This is a genomic window from Streptomyces sp. NPDC048560, from assembly GCF_040650955.1.
Lineage (GTDB): Bacteria > Actinomycetota > Actinomycetes > Streptomycetales > Streptomycetaceae > Streptomyces.
Map to the genome: position 1 here is coordinate 1,148,659 of NZ_JBEZIJ010000001.1, position 19,928 is coordinate 1,168,586.

Here is a 19,928-nt window from a genome sequence, read left to right on the forward strand (position 1 = left end):
CAAGGCCTTCCCGGACTCCCTCTCCGCCGGCCCGTCCGGTCCTCTAATCAAACGTGCGGGTGAAGTGATCATTGCCCCTACCGCTCCCCGCATAGTGCGTGCTAGGCTCGCCGCAAGTTGCAGTTTGGTTTCCCTTGCAGTACAGAGCCTGCGGAGCATGTAACCCGCAGGCTTTTGTAGTTTTCAGACTTGTTTGCAGGTTCTGGAGCAGGGCAACCCTTTGGCCCAAGGAGGGCTTATGGCTACCGGAACCGTCAAGTGGTTCAACGCTGAAAAGGGCTTCGGCTTCATCGCCCAGGACGGCGGCGGCCCGGATGTCTTCGTTCATTACTCCGCGATCAACGCGTCCGGGTTCCGCTCCCTCGAGGAGAACCAGGTCGTGAACTTCGACGTCACTCAGGGACCCAAGGGTCCGCAGGCTGAGAACGTCACCCCGGCCTAGTTGCCCGGGTCGGTCGATCGCGGCCGGCATAGCAGTACCCAAGGAGCCCCGCTCCTCCGCCTCGGCGGGGAACGGGGCTCCTGCCTTTTTCTCGTCACATGACCACCGGGCCTGGCTGTCGCGCTTGACCTTCACACCGTGTGAGGCCGTGCACTGGGAGACATCATGTTCACCATCGGAGACTTCGCCAGGTACGGACGGGTGTCGGCCCGGATGCTGCGCCACTACGACGCCATCGGGCTCCTGCGCCCCGACCGCACCGACCCAGCCACCGGGTACCGCTTCTACGGTGCCGCCCAGCTCGCCCGGCTCAACCGGGTCATCGCCCTGAAGGATCTCGGCTTCACGCTCCAGCAGGTGCGGGCCGTGCTCGACGAGCAGGTCGGCCCGGAGGAACTGCGCGGGATGCTGCGGCTGCGGCACGCGGAGCTGGAGACGGCGGTGGCCGAGGCGACGGCCCGGCTGGCACAGGTCGAGGCGAGGCTCCGGTCGATCGAGAGCGAGGGACACATGTCCGCAGACGATGTCGTAATCAAGCAGGTCCCGGCGGCACGGGTGGCGGAGCTGACCGGAACCGCGGCGAGCTACCGGCCGCAGGCCGTCACCCCGGTGATCGGCCCGCTGTACGACCGGCTGTTCCCGCTGCTGGCGGCGGCCGGGATCAGCCCCACGGGGCCGGGTGTCGCACGGTACGAGGACGACCCGGCGGGTGAGGGCGCGATCACCGTGCACGCGGGGGTGACGGTCTCCGCTCCGGTGGGACCGGTCGGCGACACCGGCGTCACGGTCGTCGAACTGCCCGCCTTCGAGGCGGCGACGATCGTGCACCGCGGCGCGATGGACGGGGTCCTCTCCGCAGAGCAGACACTGGCGCGCTGGCTGGACACCAACGGATACCGCTCGCTGGGCTACACCCGGGAGGTCAACCTGGAGTGCCCGGCGGACCGGGACGCGTGGGTGACGGAGCTCCAGGAACCGGTGACGCGGGCCTGACGGGGTGAGGGCGAGGGCTGACGCGCTGGGCGGGGCCTGACGCGGTGGGCGGGGGGCGGGGTCCCGTACGGACTCACTCCCCCCGCCCGCCTACGCCCCCGCCCACAGCCCTTCGTCGGTCAGCCCCAGCAGATCGATCGCGTTGCGTCGCACGATCCGGTCCACGACGTCCGCGTCCAGGTGCCCCATCTGCGACTCCCCCACTTCGCGCGAGCGGGGCCAGGTCGAGTCGGAGTGCGGGTAGTCCGTCTCGTACAGGACGTTGCCGACTCCGATCGCGTCGAGGTTCTTCAGCCCGAAGGGGTCGTCGAAGAAGCAGCCGAAGACATGGTCGGTGAACAGCTCGGACGGCGGCCTGTGCACCTTGTCGGCTACCCCGCCCCAGGCCCGGTTCTCCTCCCACACCACGTCGGCGCGTTCCAGAATGTACGGGATCCATCCGATCTGGCCCTCCGCGTACATGATCCGGAGGTTGGGGAAGCGCTCGAACTTGCCGCTCATCAGCCAGTCGACCATCGAGAAGCAGCAGTTGGCGAAGGTGATGGTGGACCCCACGGCGGGCGGGGCGTCGGCCGAGGTGGACGGCATCCTCGACGAGGAGCCGATGTGCATGGCGATCACCGTCCCCGTCTCGTCACAGGCCCGCAGGAACGGGTCCCACTCGTCCGTGTGGACGGACGGCAGCCCGAGGTGCGGGGGTATCTCGGAGAACGCCACCGCGCGCACGCCCCGCGCGGCGTTGCGCCGCACCTCCGCCGCCGCGAGCTGGGCGTCCCAGAGCGGCACGAGGGTGAGCGGGATGAGGCGGCCGTGCGCTTCGGGGCCGCACCACTCCTCGACCATCCAGTCGTTGTAGGCGCGCACGCCCAGCAGCCCCAGTTCGCGGTCCTTCGCCTCCGTGAAGGTCTGGCCGCAGAAGCGTGGGAACGTGGGGAAGCAGAGCGCGGACTGCACGTGGTTGACGTCCATGTCGGCCAGCCGCTCCGGCACGGAGAACGAGCCGGGACGCATCTGTTCGTACGTGATGACTTCGAGCTTGATCTCGTCCCGGTCGTAGCCGACGGCGGTGTCCAGCCGGGTGAGCGGGCGGCGCAGGTCCTCGTACACCCACCAGTCGCCGATCGGTCCGTCGTCGCCCTTCTCCCCCATGACGGGCGCGAACTTGCCGCCCAGGAAGGTCATTTCCTTGAGGGGCGCCCGCACGACGCGCGGTCCGGAGTCGGCGTACCTGGACGGGAGCCGGTCCCGCCAGACATGAGCGGGCTCCACCGTGTGGTCGTCCACCGAGATGATCTTCGGGAAGGTCTCCATGTGCTCCACGGTAGCGCTGATCTGACGAACCGTCAGCTATCTGGCGGCCATCCGTACGGCCCTCCGGTTCCGAATCGTTGTCGAGGGGTTGTGCAGAGCGTCACCCACTGCTGACGACTCGGCCCAGAACAAGGCAGACTGTTGACCGCGATACCAGTGGTAAGGAGCAATCCGGATGCACGCCGCACATCAACTCAGGGGCGGGCATACCGAACAGGCGCGATCGGGCAGGACCGGCGGGCAAGCAGGACAGGGGGCATCAATGGACCGTGACCACGGGCCACGCGTGCGCGTTCCGGAGCAGCGCGTGCCGCAGGGCGGGGAATCCGGCTCCTCGCTGCGCTTCGCCGTTCTCGGACCCGTGCGCGCCTGGCGCGGCGGGGAGGCGCTGCCTTCCGGTTCGCCCCAGCAGCGCGCCCTCCTGACGGCCCTGCTCCTGCGCGACGGCCGGACGGCCACCGCGGCGGAACTCATCGACGCGTTCTGGGGCGAGGACCCGCCCTCCCAGGCATTGGCCACCATCCGGACGTACGCCTCCAGGCTCCGCAAGATCCTGGGCCAGGACACCCTGGTCAGCGAGTCCGGCGGGTACGCGATCCGGATCGGCCGGGACGCGCTGGACGTCACGCTCGCCCAGGACCTGGCCGCCGAGGCGGAGAAGGCGCGGGCGGCCGGGGACCGGCAGCAGGCCCGTGCGCTGATCAACAAGCTCCTCGGCCTGTGGGACGGCGAGGCGCTCGCCTCCGTACCCGGCCCGTACGCGGAGAACCAGCGCACCCGGCTGGAGGAGTGGCGCCTCCAGCTCACCGAGACGCGGCTCGACCTGGACCTGGAGGTCGGCTGCCACGCGGAGGCCGTCTCCGAACTGACCGCGCTCACGGCCGCGCATCCGCTGCGCGAGCGCCTGCGTGAACTGCTGATGGTCGCCCTGTACCGCAGCGGCCGGCAGGCCGAGGCGCTCGCGGTGTACGCGGACACGCGCCGCCTCCTCGCGGAGGAGCTGGGCGTCGACCCGCGCCCCGAGCTGGCCCAGCTCCAGCAGCGCATCCTCACGGCGGACGAGGAACTGGCCCGCCCCGCCGACGAATCCGCCCCGGCGCCTGCCGCGGTCCGCCCCGCCCAGCTCCCGGCGACGGTGCCCGACTTCACGGGCCGCGCCTCCTTCGTACGGGAACTGGGCGACCGGCTCGCCACCGCCGAGGCGTCCGTCATGGCCGTGTCCGCGCTGGCCGGGATCGGGGGCGTCGGCAAGACGACCCTCGCCGTGCACGTCGCCCACGAGGCCCGACCGCACTTCCCGGACGGTCAGCTGTACGTGGACCTCCAGGGCGCCGGCGCCCGGGCCGCCGAGCCGGAGACGGTCCTCGGCGCGTTCCTGCGGGCGCTGGGCACCCCGGACTCCTCGATCCCCGACTCCCTCGACGAACGGGCCGCGCTCTACCGGTCCACCCTGGACGGCCGCCGCATCCTGGTCCTCCTGGACAACGCCCACGACGCGGCCCAGATCCGCCCGCTGCTCCCGGGCACGGCGGGCTGCGCCGCCCTGGTCACGAGCCGTGTCCGCATGGTCGACCTGGCGGGCGCGCACCTGGTGGACCTGGACGTCATGTCCCCTGAGGAAGCGCTCCAGCTCTTCACCCGCATAGTCGGCGACGAACGCGTCACCTCGGAGCGCGAGGCGGCCCTCGACGTGGTCGCCGCCTGCGGATTCCTCCCCCTGGCCATCCGCATCGCCGCCTCCCGCCTGGCCGCCCGCCGCACCTGGACGGTCTCGGTCCTCGCCGCCAAGCTCGCCGACGAGCGCCGCCGCCTGGACGAACTCCAGGCGGGCGACCTCGCGGTGAAGGCGACCTTCGAGCTCGGCTACGGACAGCTGGAACCGGCCCAGGCCCGCGCGTTCCGCCTGCTGGGCCTGGCGGACGGCCCGGACATCTCCCTGGCAGCCGCGGCGGCCCTGCTGAACCTGGAGGCCCACGCGGCGGAGGACCTGCTGGAGTCCCTGGTCGACACGAGCCTGCTGGAGTCGGCGGCCCCGGGCCGCTACCGTTACCACGACCTGGTCCGTCTCTACGCGCGTTCATGCGCGGAACGCGACGAACAGCCGCCGGTGGAGCGGGAGCTGGCGCTGTCACGGCTGCTGGACTTCTACCTGGCGACGGCGGCGGGGGTGTACGCGCAGGAGCGGCCGGGGGACCGGCTGGTGGACCACCTGGAGTCGACGGAGCACGAGGGTCTGTCGTTCACGGACCGGCACTCGGCGCTGGACTGGCTGTACACGGAGGCGACGAACCTGCTCGCGTGCGTCTGTCAGGCGTCACGACCCGCCACCCTGCGCCGGGCCGTCGATCTCCTGTACGCCGCCCTCGACCTGGGCGAGTCGGGCGCCAACTCCAAGCAGTACGAAGCGGCGGCGCTCACGGTCCGGGAGGCGTCGAGGAATTGCGGTGATCCTCGCGCGGAGGGCCGAGCCGTCATGTCGCTCGCCAACGTGCACCAGTTGGCCGGCCGGTTCGACCACGCCGATCGCGAGGCCCAGGAGGCCCTGCGGCTGGCCGGCATGGTCGACGACCCCCTGCCCGCCTGCTGGGCCTCCAACGCCCGGGGAATCATCGCCCTCTACCAGAACCGTCACGCGGACGGAGAGGACTTCCTGACTCAGGCCATCGAGGCGTTCCGGAGCGACGGGAACCGGCCGGGCGAGGCGAGCGCGCTGTGCAACCTGTCGCGCATCCACCTCGCTACCGGGCGCACGAAGAGTGCGATCACCCTCGCCCGCTCCGGCATCGAGATCTACGACTCGCTCGGCCACGCGCTGCGCGGCGCGAACGGCCGGTACGCCCTGGGCCTCGCCCTGACGCAGAGCATGAACCTCTCCGCCGCGACGGACCAGCTGAACGAGGCGCTGGATGTCTTCCGCGACAGCCGCCAGCGGCTGTGGGAGGGCATGACCCTGTTCCGCCTGGCCGAGGTCGAGATCGCCTCCGGCCGCTCCGCGCAGGCCGCCCAGTACTCCGAGTCGGCGCTCACGGTCCTCCGTGGCATCGGGGGTGACTGGCGGCGCGGCAACGTTCTGACCGTGCTCGGCCGGGCGTTGGACGGAATAGGGCAGACCGGGCGCGCCCAGGTGTGCTGGCGGGAGGCGCTCAGCATCTACGAGGAACTCGGATCCCCCGAGGCGCACGACGTCAGGGCACTTCTGACCCCGGCATCGGCCGCCTGACGAACGGCGCGTTCATCGTTCGTTTATCCTGGCCCGCCATTCTCATGCCTGTCGATCCGTCGCGTCGGGGGGCAGACGGGGGACATGCGGCCACACCACTGAGGTGAACGGCCCCAGGAGGCCCGTCCGGCAGTCCACGGGGGAACAGCCGGACGGGCTTCTCACCAAGCCATCGCGTACCGCACCAGAGACGGAGTTGACCACCATGGCCGACGCAGCGAAGCAGGACCCGATTCTCAAGCCGGCAGACCAGCACGCCACGGGTGAGCCGGAGACTCCGATCACCACGCAGGACCAGCACGCGACCGGCGACGAACTGACCACGCTGGACCAGCACGCCACGTCGGAGCCGTTCAAGCCGGTCCGGTAGAGACCACACCCGCACGGGGGGGCGGCCGCGGTGGCGCGGAGGGGGAGCCATCGCGGCCGTTGCATGTCCGCGTGCGGATGGGTCAGGAGCTCGCCCGCAGCTCCCCCTTCAGCACCTTGCCGCTCGCGTTCCTCGGGAGCTCGGTCACGAACTCCACCGTTCTCGGAACCTTGTAGTTCGCCATTTCGCGCCTCGACCAGGCGATCAGGTCGTCCGCCGTGAGCGTCGCGTCCGGGCGGCGGACCGCGAAGGCCTTGCCGACCTCACCCAGCCTCGGGTCGGGGACCCCGATCACCGCCACGTCCGCCACGTCCGGGTGCAGGCCCAGGAGTTGCTCGATCTCCGCCGGGTAGGCGTTGAAGCCGCCGACGATGAACATGTCCTTGATGCGGTCCGTGATGCGGAGGTTGCCGGCCTCGTCCAGAACGCCGACGTCGCCCGTGCGGAGCCAGCCGTCCGGGGTGATCGTGGTGGCCGTCGTGTCCGGGTCCTCGAAGTAGCCCGACATGACGTTGAAGCCCCGGACCAGGACCTCGCCTGCGGTGCCCGGGGCGGCCAGGACGCGGACCTCCGTGCCGGGGATCGCGCGGCCGGATGTGGAGGCGATGACGTCCACCGGGTCTCCGGTGCGGCACATCGTGACGATGCCGCCGGCCTCGGAGAGGCCGTACGCGGTGAGGACCGTCGCTATGCCGAGCTCGTCGCGCAGGCGTTCCACCAGTCGGAGGGGGACCACGGCCGCGCCCGTGACGACCAGGCGGAGTGCCGAGAGGTCGTGGGCGGTGCGGGAGGGGTGGTCCAGCAGGGACTGGTGGAGGGTGGGCGGGCCCGGCAGCACCGAGATGCGCTCCGCGGCGATGTTCGCCAGGACCGTGTCCACGCTGAAGACCGGCTGCGGGACCATCGTCGCCCCGCGCATGAGGCAGGCGATGATCCCCGCCTTGTAGCCGAAGGTGTGGAAGAACGGGTTCACGATGAGGTAGCGGTCACCCTCGCGGAGACCCGCCAGCTCGCTCCAGATCGCGTAGCACCGCAAGGTCTGGGCGTGGGTGATGACCGCGCCCTTGGGGCGGCCCGTCGTGCCCGAGGTGTAGATGATGTCGGAGGGGGCGGTGGGCGTGATCGCGGCCGTACGCTCCCGTACCGCGTCCGGCGCCACCCCCTCCCCCGCCGCCAGGAAGTCCTTCCAGGCCAGGTAGTCGTCGGGGGCGCTGTCCGCCAGGACCACCACCCGTTCCAGGTCAGGGAGTCCGATCTCGGCCCGGCGCAGGGACGCCACGTACGACGTACCCAGGAACGTGCCGGTGACGAACAGCAGCTTCGCCCGGCTCCGTCGCAGGATGTGCGCCGCCTCCGTCCCCTTGAAGCGGGTGTTGAGCGGGACGAGGACCGCGCCCGCCGTGACCGCCCCGAGCGCGGAGACGATCCAGTCCAGGGTGTTCGGCGCCCAGGTCGCGACCCGGTCACCCGGCTCGACGCCGGAGGCCATGCACGCGGCGGCGGCCCGTTCGACGCGTTCGCCGAGCTCGGCGTACGAGACGCGGGTGCGGCCCTCGACGACCGCCTCCCGGTCCCCGTACCGCTCGGCTGCCGCCCGCACCAGCCCCGGGACGGTGGACCATTCCTCGTCGCCGCGCATCGTCTGTCCTCCCGGCCGAGCACAATAGCTGACTATCCGTCAGATTAGCTGTAGCCTCTGGCGCTGTCAGCAGTCATGACGGTCCCGGAGGTGGCGGTGGCGACGCTCAAAGACGTGACAGCGATAGTCGGCATAGGGCAGACGGCCTTCGCGAAACAGCTCCCCGAGTCCGAGAAGACGCTGGCCTGCCGGGCCGTCGTCGCCGCTCTCGACGACGCGGGGATCGCGGCCGCGGAGGTCGACGCCTTCGCCTCGTACACGATGGAGGAGACCGACGAGGTCGAGGTCGCCAAGGCCATCGGCGCGGGCGATGTCACCTTCTTCAGCAAGGTGGGCTACGGGGGCGGGGGATCCTGCGCCACGATCGCGCACCTCGCGGCAGCCGTCGCCACCGGTCAGGCGAGCGTGGGGGTGGCCTGGCGGTCACGGAAGCGCGGCTCGGGGCCCCGGCCCTGGAAGAACACCGCCGTCCAGCTGCCGACCCCCGCCCAGTGGACCCGGCCGTACGGGCTGCTGCGGCCGTCCGACGAGATCGGGATGCTGGCCCGGCGCTACATGCACGAGTACGGGGCGACCCGCGACCATCTCTTCAACGTGGCCCTCGCCTGCCGCAACCGCGCCAACCAGAACCCGGACGCGGTCATGTACGAACGCCCGCTGACCCGCGACATGTATATGACCTCCCGCTGGATCAGCGATCCGCTCTGCCTCTTCGACAACTGCCTGGAGACGGACGGGGCACTCGCCTGCGTCATCGTCTCCGCCGAGCGCGCCCGCGACTGCCGGCAGAAGCCCGTCTACATCCACTCCGTCGCCCAGGGGCTCCCCGCCCAGCACCACGGGATGGTCAACTACTGGAACGACGACCCGCTCACGGGCCCCGCCTGGACGGCGGCCCGGCAGCTGTGGAAGCAGGCCGACTTCGGGCCGGGCGATGTCGACGTCGCGCAGATCTACGACGCGTTCACCCCGCTCATCCCGCTCTCCCTGGAGGGCTACGGCTTCTGCGGGCGCGGCGAGGGCGCCGCGTTCACGGAGGGCGGCGCACTGGAGAGCGGCGGGCGGCTGCCCATCAACACGGGCGGCGGCGGTCTCAGCGAGGCGTACGTCCACGGATTCAACCTCATCAACGAGGGCGTGAAGCAGCTGCGCGGCGTCTCCACCGCGCAGGTCCCCGACGCCGCGACCTGCCTGGTCACCGCCGGGGAAGGCGTCCCCACCTCCGCCGTCCTGCTGAGGAGCTGACATGTCGGACCGTCTGCTGTCACCCGTCGTCGACGAGGACGGCGCGCCCTTCTGGGAGTACGCCGCCCGGGGCGAACTCAGGATCCAGGCGTGCGCCGCCCCAGGCTGCGGCGAACTCCGCTTCCCGCCCCGTCCCTGCTGCCCGCGCTGCCAGTCCTTCGACAGCGAGTGGCTCCCGGTGAGCGGGCGCGGCCGGATCTGGTCGTACGTGGTCCCGCATCCGCCCCTGCTGCCCGCGTACGCGGAACAGGCCCCGTACAACGCGGTGGTCGTCGAGCTGGCCGATGCGCCGGGGATCCGGCTGGTCGGGAACGTGGTGAGCGGGCCGCACGCCGCGCTGGACTCGGTCGATCCGGGAAGGCTGCGGATCGGGGCCGGGGTGCGGGCGGTCTTCTGCCCGCCCGGCCCCGATCCCTCCGCCGCGCCGGGCGTGACCATGGTGCGCTGGCAGCTGGAGCGGTGAGCGGTGGCGCTGCGCACGGAGACGGATCACGGAACCGGGGTCGCGCTCGTCACCCTCGACCGGCCGGAGAAGCTCAACGCGATCGACCTGGCGACGGCGGCCGGACTCACCTCGCTCTGGCGGGCGTTCCGGTACGACGAGGACGTGCGGGCCGTCGTGCTCACGGGGGCGGGCGGGCGCGCCTTCTGCACGGGGATCGACCGCGGGGTGGAGGTGCCGCAGCCGCCTTCCCCGTACGCGATCGACGACCCCCTGATCGCGGTCGGGCCCAAGGCGAACGACCTGTGGAAGCCCGTGATCGCGGCGGTGGAGGGGATGGCCTGCGGCGGGGCTTTCTATCTGCTGGGCGAGGCGGAGTTCGTCATCGCCTCCGAGGAGGCGACGTTCTTCGATCCGCACACGACGTACGGCATGGTGAGCGCGTACGAGGCGATCTCGATGGCGCAGCGGATGCCGTTCGGCGAGGTCGCCCGGATGTCACTGATGGGCACCGCCGAACGGGTCACCGCCCGGCGTGCGTACGAGACCGGGCTGGTCAGCGAGGTCACCCCGGCCGGCGGCGCGGTGGAAGCGGCGCTGCGGGCGGCGGCTGTCATCGCCTCGTACCCGACGGCCGCGGTCCAGGGCACGGTGCGGGCGGTGTGGTCCGCGAAGGAGGCGGCGCGGACCCAGGCGCTGGCCCACGCCCCGCAGCTGATCGCGCTCGGCAACCTGGCGCCGGGGCGGCAGACGGAGCTGTTCGAAGGGCGGAACGGGGGCGGGCGCGGGACGTACCGGTTGCGGTGAGGAAGGGGCAGAAGAGGCGAGCGGGCCCGGTCAGTAGCGCGGTTCCGCCGTGACGCGGCACTTCTTCACCTTGGACACCTTGCGGGGGCTGTCCATACGGATGCTGAGGCTCTTGACCTCGCCGTACGCCAGCTCCGCGGTGGTCTCGCCGGTGTCGACGGTGTTGCCGAGCGCGTCCAGGAAGGTCACCTCGACGTCGTACGTCTTCGCCGCGCCGGACGCCGTGGCGCGGAGCTGGATGACGGACGAGGTGACGGCCTTGCGCTTGCCCTTGCGGGCCTGTGCGCAGCGGATGACCCGCACCTCGGGGGCGTCGGTGGCCGTGGAACCGGGGGTCGGCGTGTAGTCGGTTCCGCCGGAGGAGCTGCTCGAGGAGTCGTCGTAGGAGCTTTCGTCGTAGTCGTAGTCGTTGTTGCTCTTCTTGGAGCTGGAGCAGCCACCGCCGCCGGAGCCGCTGCTCTTGCCGCTACGGCTCTTGCCGCCGCTGCCCTTGCCTCCGCTGCTGGAGGTGGAGAACCCGGTGAGCGCGAGCACCACCACGACCAGTACCGCCGCGAACCTCATACGTCGGCGCATCATCGATGCAGCCCCCCTTGTGTTGTCGACACGTCCTGCGGCCGTCGAGCGGACCGCGCGACACCGTAACGCACAGCATCCCGCCGACGACCGCGGCGTTCAGTCATGGCCCTGTCACGGTCTTGTCATCGTCTGCCCGGTCGCGGGCGGGTACGGCCCGGCGTAGCGTCGGCCTTCCGGGGGTGCGTACGCCGGCCGGCGCGCGTATCGCGCAAGTCGTCGGCTCCTCGGGAGGCCGCTGATGATCCGCAACGTCCTCGGTTCCGTCGTCGCCCTCGCAGGCGCGGCGGCTGCCGTCGTGAGCCCGTTCCTCGACTGGTACGAAGGCCGGCTCGGGCGCGACTACCGGATCCAGGACCTCTTCGGGGGCATCACCGACGCGAGCTCCGCGGTGCTGGTCTCGATCCTGTTGCCGTTCCTCTTCGCCGCGGCGGTGGCCCTGGCAGGGGTGCTGCTGCGGTCGCGCGCCGTGGTGGCGTTCGCGGGTGTCGTGGTGCTGGGGTTCACCGTGCTGTGGATGGTCCGCCAGGGACAGGCGGCCGGCAGCCTGTCGGTGGGCGGCGGCTCCGGGCTCCAGGAGGGCGTGGCGCTCGCGGGCATCGGCGGGGTGCTGCTGCTGCTGGGTGCGGTGCTGATGTCCGGGCGGCCCCGGCGGCTGCCGGGTCGCCACGCGGAACCGTTCGTCGCGCCGGGGTCGGACCATCCGGACACCTGGCCGCCCACGCAGGAGCCGGGGCCTTCGGCGCAGACGTCGCCCTGGCCTGAGCGGGAGGTGGACCCGTACGTGGGGCCGGACTCCCGTGAGAACGAGGAGACGCGCACGTACCCCACGCAGGACGGCCGCGATCGCCGCCGTCCCCCGGGCGCGTGACGTGGCCCGGCTTCGTCCTCGAACGCCGGACGGGCCGGTCGCGGGTTGTGGCGTCCGGGCTCCGGGGTTCGGGCGCGGGACCGGGGATGTCCGGTCCCGCCGTCACGTCCGGGGGCGGTTGCCCGTGCCCGTGCCCTTCAGCGCGTCCAGCGCGTACACGCAGCGGTCCTTGCTGCACGCGTACACCACGCCGGCCTGAGCCACCGGCGACCCCGTGATCTCGCCACCCGTCGCGAGCTTCCAGCGCAGCTGGCCGCCCGCCGCGTCCAGGGTGTACAGCACGTGGTCCGCCGAGCCGAAGTGCACGCGGCCGTCCGCGACCACCGGTGCGCCCACCACGTCGCCGCCCGCGGCGAACCGCCACTTCGGCGTACCCGTCACCGCGTCCAGCGTGTACAGCGCGCTGCCGCTGCCGACGTGGACGTTGCCCGCCGCCACCAGCACCGGTTCGATCGACTGGCGGGCCTCCGTGGCGATCCGCCAGCGGTCCTTGCCCGTCGCGGCGTCGAGCGCGTACACCGTGCCGAGGTAGTCCGCGAGGTACACCCCGCCCCCGGTCACCGCGGGCCCGGGGGCGAACGCGGGCGGGGACAGGAAGACGGCGGGCGACTCGAAGTGCCAGCGCACATGGCCGGAGACCGAGTCCACCGCCAGCACCCGGGTGCCCGCGGACACGTACACACAGCCGTCGGTGGCCGGAGCCACCCGTACCGGCACACCGCCGCAGGACGCCGCGTCACCGATCGGGTACGACCACCGCTCACCGCCGGTACGGGCGTCGACGGCCCGCAGCCGGGCGTCCTGCCACAGGTACACCGTGCCGTCATGGACCGCGGGCCCGGCCTCCGGCGTCTCGAAGTCCGTCTGGGCACCCGAGGTCTCCCACAGCTTCTCGCCGCTGGACGCCTCCCAGGCCTGGACGCCGCCACCGCGCGTCGCGGTCACGACCGTGCCGCGGTCGGCCTTGAGGGAGTAGACCCAGGCGTCCGTCTGCAGGCGCCACCGCTCGGCACCCGTCGCCGCGTCGAGCGCGTACAGGGACGGACCGTCGGAGCCGTGTATCCGGCCGCCGTCGACCGCCATCGCCCAGGCCACGTCCCGCGTCTTGAACTGGCGCCTGCCGTTGCCCACGTCCAGCGCGTGCACCTCGAACGACGTCACGTACAGGAGGTCCCCGGCGACGACCGGCGTACCCCACACGTCGTTCGACATGCGAAAGCGCCACGGCCGCCAGCGGTCGGGCGCAGCGGGGGCCGCGTCCGGCGGGAGCGCGGGGGCCGGTACCGGGGCGGTCGGCGCGGTGACGCCGTTCAGCCCGGCGGGCGGGCGCACCCAGCCGGTCGCCGGATCGGCGTGCGCGGCCGCCGCGCCGCGGATCTCGCCGGGCTTCGGCCCGGGGCCGATCGGCACCTTCGCACCGGCCAGCTGCACGGGCCCGCCGTCGGGTGAGGGGGAGCGGAGATCGCCGCCGCTGCGCCAGGCCGAGTCCCAGTCCGCGCCGGGCGGACGCTGCGGCGGATTCGGCGGCTGAGGGGGCTGATGGGGCGCGGCCACCGGCGCCGCGTGCGCCGGAGCACGCGCGGCGACCGGGGCCGGCGCGATCGTGCGGCCACCCCCGCGCCGCTGCTCGATCATGGCGGTGGCGCGGTGCGGCAGCCAGGCCGACGCCGTACCGCTGTCGTCGCTGCCCGAGGCGAAGAGGTGCGGGGCGAGCTGGGCCTGCAGATCGGCCGGACTGGGCCGCCGGGTGGCGTCCATCTGCATACAGGACTCGATCAGCGGCCGCAGATCGTCGGGCAGGCCCTGCGTGTCGGGGCCCTCCCTGAGCAGCATGAACACCGTCTCGACGGGGTTGGCACCGTGGAAGGGCGCATGTCCGGTCGCCGCGAACACCAGTGTCGAGCCGAGCGAGAACACGTCACTGGCCCCGGTCACGCTCCGCGAGTCCCGCGCCTGCTCGGGAGACATGTACGCGGGCGTGCCGACGGCCACGTTCGTCATGGTCAGCCGGGTGTTGGAGACACCGGACGCGATCCCGAAGTCGATCACGCGCGGACCGTCCTCGACGACCAGCACGTTGGAGGGCTTCAGGTCGCGGTGGACGAGGCCCGCCCCGTGGATGGACTGGAGGGCCTCGGCGATCCCGGCCGCCAGCCACCGCACGGCCTGGGTCGGCATCGGCCCGCACTCATTCACTATCTCTTCGAGCGAGGGGGCGGGTACGTAGGCCGTGGCCAGCCACGGCACCGCCGCTCGCGGGTCGGCGTCCACCACGGCCGCCGTGTAGAAGCCGCTGACCGCGCGGGCGGCCTCCACCTCGCGCGTGAACCGGACCCGGAACAGCTGGTCCTCGGCGAGCTCCGTACGCACCGTCTTGATCGCCACCCGCCGGCCCGAAGCCGAGCGCGCGAGATAGACCAGCCCCATGCCGCCGGCACCGAGTCGTCCCAGCACCTCGAACGGGCCGATCCGTCTCGGGTCGTGCTGCGTCAGCTGCTCCATCACTTACCTGCCACCTCCCCGTACGGACCTCAGGAACAGAAGCCCGCGAAATCCCGCCATGTGCAGCGTCTCACCACTGGGCACCACCTGGCGGTGCGCACCCCGATTCTTCCTGTCGGAGGCCCCGGTTGCGAACCCGGGGGCGGATCGGGGTGTCTTATGTCACTTCATCCGGTACCGGACAGGGGGATGTGGGGGGCGCGGGCCTGCCGGAGCCGCTCAGGGAAGGAGTTCGGTGGGCTGCAGCACGGCGAAGGCGGCGCCCTGGTCGTCCTGGACGACGGCCATCCGCCCGTACGGGATGTCGAACGGCGGCGCGGTGACCCGGCCGCCCAGGGTGACGACCGTTTCGGCGGCCCGGTCGCAGTCGGCGACCGCGAAGTAGCTGAGGAAGTAGCTGGGCATCTCGGCGGGGAACGCGTCGGTGATGACACTGCGTCCGCCGATCGCCGTGTCGGGGCCCGGTTCGCTGCCCGCGGGCGACCACATCCGGTAGTCGATGCCCGGCTCGTAGGTGCCGGACGCGTCCTTCGAGGAGTCGTCCAGGTCCGTCCCCGCGAAGCCGAAGACGCGCTCGTAGAAGGCGTCCACGGCTTCCGGCCGCCGGGTGTAGACCTCGGTCCAGCAGAAGGCTCCCGGCTCGTTCTGCTTCTCGAAGCCGGCCCGGTCCCCGGCCTGCCACAGCCCGAAGACCGCGCCGCCCGGGTCGGCCGCCTGGGCCAGCACCCCGGCCCGGCCGGCCCGCACGGGGTCGGTGATCACCTGGCCGCCCGCTTCCCTGACGAGGGCCACCGTGGCGGCGATGTCGTCGGTGGAGAAGTAGACGCCCCAGGTGGTCGGCATCCGGCCGTCCTGCTTGGCCGCGAGCCCGGCGACGAGCCTGCCGTCACTGAAGGCGTCGGCGAAGGGCAGGCCGTCGCCCGCACGGAAGGTCCAGCCGAAGAGCCCGCCGTAGAAGCGCTTGCCCGCTTCCAGGTCGGAGAGCTGCACATCCACCCAGCACGGCACGGAGTGCGCGAATGCGGCCATGGGCCCGGGTCCTTCCGTAGCAGTGACGGCCGAACAGTGAGAGCCGGACAGTGATGCCCGTCACAGTCAACGTAACGGCGGGTGCGTCGCGGCGCGCCCCGGCGCACCCATATAGAACGTTCGCCCGAATCGTGAAGGTCCTGCACCCGGCATGGACGAAGTTGTCCACCGAAGTTGTCCACAGGCTGTTGATAACACTTACGCGGAGCCGCGCGCCGCCATGCGGCGGGGCGCCGATCCCTCGCGCCGCAACTGGCCGAAAACACACCATGCACCCACCACGCACCCGGCCTGTCCTGCGGCGTTCCCCATTTGCAGTCGGCCGAATCGCGCTCCGATCACCCCTCGGTAAGCTGACGGCATGACAGGACAAGTACGCACCGTCGACGGCCGCGTGGCCGGTCGACGCGGTCAGGCGACGCGGCAGAAGCTGCTCGACTGCCTCAGCGAGATGCTCAGCTCCTCGCCGTACCGGGACGTCAAAGTCATCGACGTCGCCCGGAAGGCGGGGACTTCACCCGCGACCTTCTACCAGTACTTCCCCGACGTCGAGGGCGCCGTCCTCGAAATCGCCGAGGAAATGGCCAAGGAGGGTGCCGGGCTGACCCAACTGGTCGCCGGCCGCTCCTGGGTCGGCAAGGCCGGCTGGCAGACATCCGAGGAACTGGTCGAGGGATTCCTCGACTTCTGGCGCCGTAACGACGCCATCCTCCGGGTGGTCGACCTCGGCGCGGCCGAAGGCGACAAGCGGTTCTACAAGATCCGCATGAAGATCCTGAACTCGGTCACCAACTCCCTTACGGAATCGGTGAAGGAGCTCCAGGCCAAGGGCAAGGTCGACAAGGACGTCAGCCCCGCGGCGATGGCCGGCTCCCTCGTCGCGATGCTGGCCGCGGTGGCCTCGCACCAGAAGGGCTTCACCACCTGGGGCGTGAAGCAGGCGGAACTCCGCCCGAACCTGGCCCTGTTGGTGCACCTGGGCATCACCGGCAAGAAGCCGACGAGGTAGGCGGGCGCCGGACCTCCACACACACCGGGAGCTCACCCGCAACCCGGGCACCCACGTCGTCCTGTCTCACCGGCGGCGGACCACAGCAGCAGCAGTGCCTGTGGTCCGCCGCCGGCGCCTGCGGCCACACGGCCGTCCACGCCGAGACCGGGCCCAGGCCACCCGCGGCCGGGTCCCGACAGCAGGACGCTTGCCCCGGCGCCCGGTCCCGGCGCTCCCCGGCGCTCGACGCCTGCCCTCAGTCCCGGCGATCCAGCCGGAACAGCCGGATCTCCCGCTCGATCCTCGCCTGGTACGTCGCGTACGGCGGCCAGAAACGCAGCGCCTCCTCCCACACCTCGGCGCGCTCCCCACCCTGGAGCAGTCGCGCGCGCACCCGCACGTCCTGGCCCTTCCAGCTGACGACGGCATCCGGACAGCCGAGCAGATTGGCGGTCCAGGCAGGGTGCCCCGCCCGGCCGAAGTTGCTGCCTACCAGGATCCAGCTCTCCGGCAGCCCCTTCCGCGGCCCGCCCTGCGGACCGTCCGACCGTCCGTCGTGCGATTCCTCCCGCGGCCCGCCCTGCGGCCGCCACCGCGGCATACAGGCCAGCGGGACCGTCCTGAGCTGCCCGCTCCTCGCCCCCCGCACGGTGAGTACCAGGCCCGGCAGCATCTGCGCGCTGAGCATCACCCTGCCCCGGGTGAGCCGGTGCACGGTGCGGTCCATGACGGGGATGACGTGCGGGGCGATCCTCGCGAAGGCGCGGGTCGAGGAGACCTTCTGGATCAGCCGGACACCGGGCGCCATCAGACGGCCACCGCTGCCCCGGCGCCGCCGGTCAGGAACAGCCCCGCCTGACGCGCCGCGCGGTCGCGGAGCCGGTGGACGGGGCCGAAGAGCAGTTCGTCGGCGGTGGCCCGCTTGAAGTAGAGGTGCGCCTCGTGCTCCCACGTGAACCCGATGCCCCCGTGCAGCTGGATCGCCTCGGCCGAGGTGACGCGCAGGGCCTCCAGCGCCTGCGCGAGCGCCAGGCCGGCGGCCGCCGGGTCCCAGGCCGCGTAGTAGGCGGCCGAGCGGGCCGCCTGCACCCGTACGTACGCGTCAGCCAGGCGGTGCTTCACCGCCTGGAACGAGCCGATCGCCCGTCCGAACTGTTCGCGGGCCTTCACGTACTCGACCGTGCGGTCCAGCGCGCTCGCCGCCGCTCCGGCCGCCTCCGCCGCGAGCACCGCGGCGGCCGTGCGCCCGGCTTGCGCCAGCGCCGCCGCCGTCCCGGCCGCGTCGTCCACGCCCAGGAGTTCGGCCTCGGTGTCGCGCAGTTCGATGCGCCCGAGCGGCCGCGTCTCGTCCATGGACGTCTGCCTGGCGCGGACGAGTCCGGTCGCCGCCTCCGTACGCACGAGGAAGAGGAGCGTACGGCTGCGCGGGAAGCCGCCCGTGTGCGCGGCGACCACGAGCAGGCCCGCGCTGTGGCCGTCGAGGACCTGCGACGCCTCGCCGTACAGCCGCCAGCCCCCCTCACCACCGGCGGGCCGCGCCTGTACGCCACCGGCCCGGCCACCACCCGCCCAGTCGCCGCCCGGACCCGCCCCGCGGCCCTCCCCTTCACTCGCTCCTCCGCCAACTCCTCCGCCATCCCCTCCGCCCGCTTCGCCGCCGGTGAGCCCCAGAGCCGTGGAGAGACCGGCGCCGGGTACGGCGAGCGTGGCGGTGAGTTCGCCCGCCGCGAGGGCCGGCAGCAGGGCGGTGCACTGGGCCTCGGTGCCCAGTGCGGTGATCAGCGGTGCGGCCAGCGCGGCCGTGGCGAGCAGCGGTGAGGGCAGCAGGGCCCTGCCGGTCTCCTCGCAGGCGAGGGCGAGCTCGGTCGTCCCGCAGCCGACCCCGCCGTACGCCTCGGGGATCGCGAGCCCCGGCAGACCCAGGTCACGGGCGAGTCTGCGCCACAGGACCCCGTCGTACCCCTCGGCGGTCCGTACGGCGGCCCTGACCTCGTCGGGGCCGCTGTGCTTGGCCAGCAGTTCGCGCAGTGTGCGGCGGATCTCGTCCTGTTCCGCGGTGAAGGCGGCGTCCATCATCGGGCTCCTTCCCCTGGGCCGGGGACCTGCGCCCCGACCTGACGGGCCGTCATGCTAGGGGTCGGGGTCCGAAAATCCCAGGGCCCGGCCCCGCACGATGCCCGCACAACCCCCTTACCGTCAGGCCAATCTGATGTACCGTCAGATTTATGGCCTCCTCCCTCTCCGCCGCCCCGCGCCGGGTCGCCGCCGTCGGTATCGCGCTCGCGGACTGCGGACGCGTCGACGAGGCCACCCCTTACGCCCTGCACGCCCAGGCCGCTCGCCGGGCACTGGCCGACTCGGGCCTCGACCGGTCCGTCATCGACGGTTTCGCCTCGGCGGGCCTCGGGATGCTCGCGCCGGTCGAGGTGGCCGAGTACCTCGGCCTCACTCCCACGTGGGTGGACTCCACGGCGGTCGGCGGCGCGACCTGGGAGGTCATGGCGGCCCACGCGGCGGACGCCATCGCCGCCGGACACGCCGACGCCGTCCTGCTGGTCTACGGATCGACGGCCCGGGCCGACATCAGGGCGGGGCGCCGGACCTCCAACCTGTCGTTCGGCGCCCGCGGCCCCCTCCAGTTCGAGGTGCCTTACGGGCACTCGCTGATCGCCAAGTACGCGATGGCCGCACGCCGCCACATGCACGAGTACGGGACGACGCCGGAACAGCTGGCCGAGGTGGCGGTCCAGGCACGGGCGAACGCGGCGGCCAACCCGGACGCGATGTTCCGTGACCCGATCACGGTGGACGATGTCCTGTCCGGGCCGATGATCGCGGACCCGTTCACCAGACTGCACTGCTGCATCCGCAGCGACGGCGGATGCGCGGTCCTGCTGGCCGCCGAGGAGTACGTACCGGACACGGCGAAGGAACCGGTGTGGATTCTCGGCACCGGTGAGTACGCCTCCCATTCCACGATGTCCGAGTGGGCGGACTTCACGGTCTCCCCCGCGGCGGTCTCCGGCCGGCTGGCCTTCGAGCGGGCCGGGGTGCGCCCCGCCGACATAGACCTCGCCGAGATCTACGACGCGTTCACCTATATGACGCTGGTGACGCTGGAGGACCTGGGCTTCTGCGCGAAGGGCGAGGGCGGGGCGTTCATGGAGAAGGGCCGGACCGGTTTGACGGGGGAGCTCCCGGTGAACACGGACGGCGGCGGCCTCTCGGCCTGTCATCCGGGGATGCGGGGGCTGTTCCTGCTGGTGGAGGCGGTGCGGCAACTGCGCGGCGAGGCGGGCGAACGCCAGGTGCACCGCCGGGGCGGCGGACTGCCGGAACTGGCGGTGGCCTCGGGAACGGGCGGCTGGTTCTGCTCATCCGGGACGGTGGTCCTGGGGCGGGGGTGAGGGACCCGCGCGCCCTGGGCGGGGGTTGGAGCCCCGCGCGCCCCCGGGGTGGAGGTGCGGCCCCGCGCGCCCCTGGGGTGGAG

General features: G+C 72.1%; 17 protein-coding genes. 10 read left to right on the forward strand and 7 right to left on the reverse strand.

Annotation, left to right across the window (positions count from 1 at the left end; genetic code table 11):
* Positions 1 to 238 precede the first annotated feature (238 nt).
* Positions 239 to 442, forward strand: a complete 204-nt coding sequence (locus AB0C82_RS05160; RefSeq protein WP_003967102.1) for a cold-shock protein — start codon at positions 239 to 241, stop codon at positions 440 to 442.
* Between the two features lie 165 nt (positions 443 to 607).
* Positions 608 to 1,435: a MerR family transcriptional regulator gene (locus AB0C82_RS05165; RefSeq protein ID WP_362836359.1), complete on the forward strand. Its 828-nt coding sequence runs from the start codon at positions 608 to 610 to the stop codon at positions 1,433 to 1,435.
* A gap of 90 nt (positions 1,436 to 1,525) precedes the next feature.
* Here the strand turns inward: AB0C82_RS05165 and AB0C82_RS05170 are convergent, their stop codons facing one another.
* On the reverse strand, positions 1,526 to 2,746 hold the full coding sequence (locus AB0C82_RS05170) for an amidohydrolase family protein (protein ID WP_362836360.1): 1,221 nt from the start codon (positions 2,744 to 2,746) through the stop codon (positions 1,526 to 1,528).
* Positions 2,747 to 3,008: 262 nt separating this feature from the next.
* Between AB0C82_RS05170 and AB0C82_RS05175 the strand changes: the two genes are divergently transcribed.
* Both AB0C82_RS05175 and AB0C82_RS05180 read left to right on the forward strand, forming a co-directional pair.
* Complete coding sequence (locus AB0C82_RS05175) at positions 3,009 to 5,966, forward strand: BTAD domain-containing putative transcriptional regulator (protein WP_362836361.1); 2,958 nt, start codon at positions 3,009 to 3,011, stop codon at positions 5,964 to 5,966.
* A gap of 205 nt (positions 5,967 to 6,171) precedes the next feature.
* A complete protein-coding gene (locus AB0C82_RS05180) occupies positions 6,172 to 6,336 on the forward strand; it encodes a hypothetical protein (protein WP_362836363.1) in 165 nt (54 codons plus the stop codon).
* A gap of 82 nt (positions 6,337 to 6,418) precedes the next feature.
* Here the strand turns inward: AB0C82_RS05180 and AB0C82_RS05185 are convergent, their stop codons facing one another.
* Complete coding sequence (locus AB0C82_RS05185; RefSeq protein ID WP_362836365.1) at positions 6,419 to 7,975, reverse strand: FadD3 family acyl-CoA ligase; 1,557 nt, start codon at positions 7,973 to 7,975, stop codon at positions 6,419 to 6,421.
* Between the two features lie 96 nt (positions 7,976 to 8,071).
* Between AB0C82_RS05185 and AB0C82_RS05190 the strand changes: the two genes are divergently transcribed.
* Genes AB0C82_RS05190 through AB0C82_RS05200 form a run of 3 tightly spaced genes read left to right on the forward strand, consistent with a single transcriptional unit; the run spans position 8,072 to position 10,469 of the window.
* Positions 8,072 to 9,220: a lipid-transfer protein gene (locus AB0C82_RS05190; RefSeq protein ID WP_362837065.1), complete on the forward strand. Its 1,149-nt coding sequence runs from the start codon at positions 8,072 to 8,074 to the stop codon at positions 9,218 to 9,220.
* Position 9,221: 1 nt separating this feature from the next.
* Positions 9,222 to 9,683 (forward strand): OB-fold domain-containing protein, encoded by a 462-nt coding sequence (locus AB0C82_RS05195; protein WP_362836367.1) that lies wholly within the window; start codon positions 9,222 to 9,224, stop codon positions 9,681 to 9,683.
* Positions 9,684 to 9,686: 3 nt separating this feature from the next.
* Positions 9,687 to 10,469 carry an enoyl-CoA hydratase/isomerase family protein gene (locus AB0C82_RS05200; protein ID WP_362836369.1) on the forward strand — a complete coding sequence of 261 codons (783 nt, stop codon included), beginning with the start codon at positions 9,687 to 9,689 and terminating at the stop codon, positions 10,467 to 10,469.
* Between the two features lie 30 nt (positions 10,470 to 10,499).
* Here the strand turns inward: AB0C82_RS05200 and AB0C82_RS05205 are convergent, their stop codons facing one another.
* Positions 10,500 to 11,048 carry a hypothetical protein gene (locus AB0C82_RS05205; RefSeq protein WP_362836371.1) on the reverse strand — a complete coding sequence of 183 codons (549 nt, stop codon included), beginning with the start codon at positions 11,046 to 11,048 and terminating at the stop codon, positions 10,500 to 10,502.
* A 238-nt stretch (positions 11,049 to 11,286) separates the two neighbouring features.
* Here AB0C82_RS05205 and AB0C82_RS05210 point away from each other — a divergent pair, with 238 nt between their 5' ends.
* On the forward strand, positions 11,287 to 11,916 hold the full coding sequence (locus tag AB0C82_RS05210) for a hypothetical protein (RefSeq protein WP_362836373.1): 630 nt from the start codon (positions 11,287 to 11,289) through the stop codon (positions 11,914 to 11,916).
* A gap of 102 nt (positions 11,917 to 12,018) precedes the next feature.
* Here AB0C82_RS05210 and AB0C82_RS05215 read toward each other — a convergent pair whose 3' ends face one another.
* The gene (locus AB0C82_RS05215; protein ID WP_362836375.1) at positions 12,019 to 14,418 is read right to left on the reverse strand and encodes a PQQ-binding-like beta-propeller repeat protein; all 2,400 of its coding nucleotides are present in this window, start codon (positions 14,416 to 14,418) and stop codon (positions 12,019 to 12,021) included.
* Between the two features lie 219 nt (positions 14,419 to 14,637).
* A complete protein-coding gene (locus tag AB0C82_RS05220; protein ID WP_362836377.1) occupies positions 14,638 to 15,447 on the reverse strand; it encodes a VOC family protein in 810 nt (269 codons plus the stop codon).
* Between the two features lie 361 nt (positions 15,448 to 15,808).
* Here AB0C82_RS05220 and AB0C82_RS05225 point away from each other — a divergent pair, with 361 nt between their 5' ends.
* Positions 15,809 to 16,456 carry a TetR family transcriptional regulator gene (locus AB0C82_RS05225; RefSeq protein WP_362836379.1) on the forward strand — a complete coding sequence of 216 codons (648 nt, stop codon included), beginning with the start codon at positions 15,809 to 15,811 and terminating at the stop codon, positions 16,454 to 16,456.
* A gap of 238 nt (positions 16,457 to 16,694) precedes the next feature.
* Here AB0C82_RS05225 and AB0C82_RS05230 read toward each other — a convergent pair whose 3' ends face one another.
* Both AB0C82_RS05230 and AB0C82_RS05235 read right to left on the reverse strand, forming a co-directional pair.
* Entirely contained in the window at positions 16,695 to 17,246 is a 552-nt protein-coding gene (locus tag AB0C82_RS05230; RefSeq protein ID WP_362836381.1) for a nitroreductase family deazaflavin-dependent oxidoreductase, read from the reverse strand.
* Entirely contained in the window at positions 17,246 to 18,511 is a 1,266-nt protein-coding gene (locus AB0C82_RS05235) for an acyl-CoA dehydrogenase family protein (protein WP_362837067.1), read from the reverse strand. The genes AB0C82_RS05230 and AB0C82_RS05235 overlap by 1 nt, the downstream gene beginning before the upstream one ends.
* 152 nt (positions 18,512 to 18,663) lie before the next feature.
* Here AB0C82_RS05235 and AB0C82_RS05240 point away from each other — a divergent pair, with 152 nt between their 5' ends.
* A complete protein-coding gene (locus AB0C82_RS05240; RefSeq protein WP_362836383.1) occupies positions 18,664 to 19,845 on the forward strand; it encodes an acetyl-CoA acetyltransferase in 1,182 nt (393 codons plus the stop codon).
* Positions 19,846 to 19,928: the final 83 nt, after the last annotated feature.